This window comes from Pseudomonas sp. I2, assembly GCF_040984075.1.
In the GTDB taxonomy this organism is placed as follows: Bacteria; Pseudomonadota; Gammaproteobacteria; order Pseudomonadales; family Pseudomonadaceae; genus Aquipseudomonas; species Aquipseudomonas guariconensis_B.
Genome location: NZ_JBCGFQ010000245.1, coordinates 1 through 378 on the forward strand (window position 1 = coordinate 1; position 378 = coordinate 378).

Sequence of the window (378 nt, forward strand, 5' to 3'; positions counted from 1 at the left end):
TGTGGTTCAACGTGATCTCGCTCAAAGCGGCCTACCAGAACTTGCAGAAAAGCGATGCACCGGAATACACGGCGGGGTTCGCCGCGTCGATCTTCGGGGTAATAGGCGCAGCGGCGGGGACATTGGTGAGCGTTCGGGCGATGCAAAAGGCGCTGATGTTGAGGTTGAGTTCCACTGCGCCTGGGATGGCGTTTGGCAATGGATTTATCAGATTTCTGGGAAGTAATTTATTCGCACGTTTAGCAGGATACGGGACTGTCAGATTTTTTGTGTGCGGGCCGGTAACGGCCTGCCGTCAGGCAGGCCCTGATTCTCACCAGGTCGGCCTGATGAACCGGTCTCCGTACAGAATCGCAAATTGATTCATCGCGCTTTTCC

At 55.0% G+C, this 378-nt stretch carries 1 pseudogene; it reads left to right on the forward strand.

Annotation, left to right across the window (positions count from 1 at the left end):
- Positions 1-362, forward strand: a pseudogene (locus WCE05_RS26460) (hypothetical protein); the annotation flags it as partial.
- Between the last annotated feature and the right edge of the window lie 16 nt (positions 363-378).